At 65.8% G+C, this 2121-nt stretch carries 2 protein-coding genes and 1 pseudogene; all 3 read right to left on the bottom strand.

Features of this window, described 5'->3' with window-relative positions:
* Positions 1-17 precede the first annotated feature (17 nt).
* Positions 18-1061: a protein-glutamate methylesterase/protein-glutamine glutaminase gene (locus ALA01S_RS30855; RefSeq protein ID WP_307189781.1), complete on the bottom strand. Its 1044-nt coding sequence runs from the start codon at positions 1059-1061 to the stop codon at positions 18-20.
* Positions 1058-1393 (bottom strand): annotated as a pseudogene (locus tag ALA01S_RS34525) (hypothetical protein); the annotation flags it as partial. The gene ALA01S_RS30855 and the pseudogene ALA01S_RS34525, both read right to left, overlap by 4 nt.
* A 50-nt stretch (positions 1394-1443) precedes the next feature.
* Positions 1444-2049 carry a hypothetical protein gene (locus tag ALA01S_RS30850; RefSeq protein WP_157119431.1) on the bottom strand — a complete coding sequence of 202 codons (606 nt, stop codon included), beginning with the start codon at positions 2047-2049 and terminating at the stop codon, positions 1444-1446.
* Positions 2050-2121: the final 72 nt, after the last annotated feature.

The following is a 2121-nucleotide window of genomic DNA, read 5'->3' as shown; positions in this document are numbered from 1 at the left end:
CCCTAGCGCCGCGAGCCTCAGCCCCGCGCGTCAAACTGCAGGATCGCCTCGACCATCGCGTCCAGGGGCAACACGGCGTCCACGGCGCCGAGCTTGATGGCTTCCTTGGGCATGCCGAAGACGACGCAGGAGGCCTCGTCCTGGGCAATCGTGCGCCCACCGCCATCGTGCAGCACCTTCATGCCGCGAGCGCCGTCATCGCCCATGCCGGTCAGCAAAATGGCCAAGACATCCGCACCCGCACATTCGGCTGCGCTGCGAAACAGCACGTCTACGGAAGGCTTGTGGCGATTGACGGTGGGACCGTCGGTGACCACTGCATAGTACTGCCCACCCGCCTTGCGCAATGACAGGTGCTTGCCGCCGGGCGCAATGAGCACGGTACCGCGCTGCATGCGGTCGCCATGGCGGGCTTCGCGAACCGACATGGCACACAGCTCGTTCACACGCTGCGAAAACAGCGCAGTGAACTTCTCAGGCATGTGCTGCACGATGGCCATGGCAGGCGCATCGGCAGGCAGCGCCGTGAGAATCTGCTCGATCGCCTGCGTCCCTCCCGTGCTGCTGCCCAAGACGACGGGCTTGTTGACGCTGAGCGCGTGAAGCACGGGCGACACCGCTTGCCTCGCCTGCGCCGGCCTGGCAATGCGGCCCGCGCGCGGATGGCTCTGCGCCGCCGTCTTCAAGGCCAGCACGAGCTCACGGCGAGATGCCTCTATGTACTGGCGCAAGCCCAGACGCGGCTTGGCCAACACGCTCACGGCGCCCAAGGCTAGCGCCTCCAAGGCCACCTTGCTGCCCTCGGTTGCCAGCGTGCTGAAAACCACGGTGGGGATGGGCATGACCTCCATCATCTTCCGCAGGAACGTCAGCCCATCCATGCCCGGCATCTCGACGTCCAGCAAGAGCACGTTCGGATTCAACTTGCGAATCATGGGCTCGGCCAGAACGGGGTTCGGGGCACTGCCGAGAATTGTCAACTCGGCATGGTCCTGCAGCAGGAATGCAACCGTCTGCCTGACCAACGCGGAATCGTCCACGACAAACACGCCGATACTCACCACCGTCTCCCTACCGGCGCACGCACGCCCACGAAGCCATTTTCCAGCGGCACGGACTGCACCCGTACGCTCCGGGCGCCCACCGTCCAATCCAGCTTTCGGTAGCAGGTGCCGCCCACGTCCACGTGCGTCACGCGCACACCGTCGGCGGCAAGCCGGTCCATGACCCATGCAACATTCGCCGCACCGACGTCAGGACCACCTTGGTACCCGGGGAACATGTTGCCGCCGCCAAAAACCCCGGCCTCGCACATCCGTGGCTGGTATCCACGGCGCATCAGCATCGCATACATGCTAGCCAGCGCCGGCCCGGCCCACTGCGTCTCCAGGCGCTCCGCCCCGTCGTTTGAGAACCGAGGGTTTCATGGCTGGGCAGTCAGGATCAGGCAAATTCCATCCTGGGCCGCATCCGTTGCGCAGCAAACCATTCAGCGCCGCCATCCAGAATATCCGGCACCCAGTAGAGCGTTTCGATGCCCTGGCGCAGCCTGGAGATGCCGGCTTCAAACCGAGGTTGTGTATCGCAGCAACCCAGCACGATGTCGGGCATGCCAGGGTAGGGCCTGCGCCTGCGCAGCTTCACCAACTCCGCAGCCAGCATGGCCTGCAACGCGGCATGGCCGCCGCGCACCAGCATCAAGCGCAAGTGCGATGCGCCCATCGCCCAAGCCGCAATCAACAGGCCTTCGAAACAGCGATGCGGGTTGCGCTGCAGCAGCACACGGTCGCCGCCGCTGCGCTCGTCCTGCCCTGCGCACGCCTCCATCAGCCGCGGCGTGGGCTCGCGGTGCACGCGCTCCCACTCCATTGCCGCCGGCCCTTGCGCGCCAAACAGTCCGCTTTCACCCACGCTGCGCAACACCATCTCGACGTCGAGCTCACCGGCCACACAGCGCTTGAGCAGCCGATAACCGCCGCGCGCCACGTAGGCGGCGTGATCGACAACGCCCTCTGGTGCCGGCGCTTTCAGGACAACGACGGGGCACATGGTCGTCTCCCTGACCAGAAGGGCCTGGTGTCAGACCACGCCCACGGCGTGGAAGGTGGCGATCTGGTCGCC

Source organism: Azohydromonas lata NBRC 102462 (assembly GCF_001571085.1).
GTDB lineage: Bacteria > Pseudomonadota > Gammaproteobacteria > Burkholderiales > Burkholderiaceae_C > Azohydromonas > Azohydromonas lata.
Note: the sequence above shows the minus strand (reverse complement) of the source record. Positions and strands in the feature narration are given on the sequence as shown.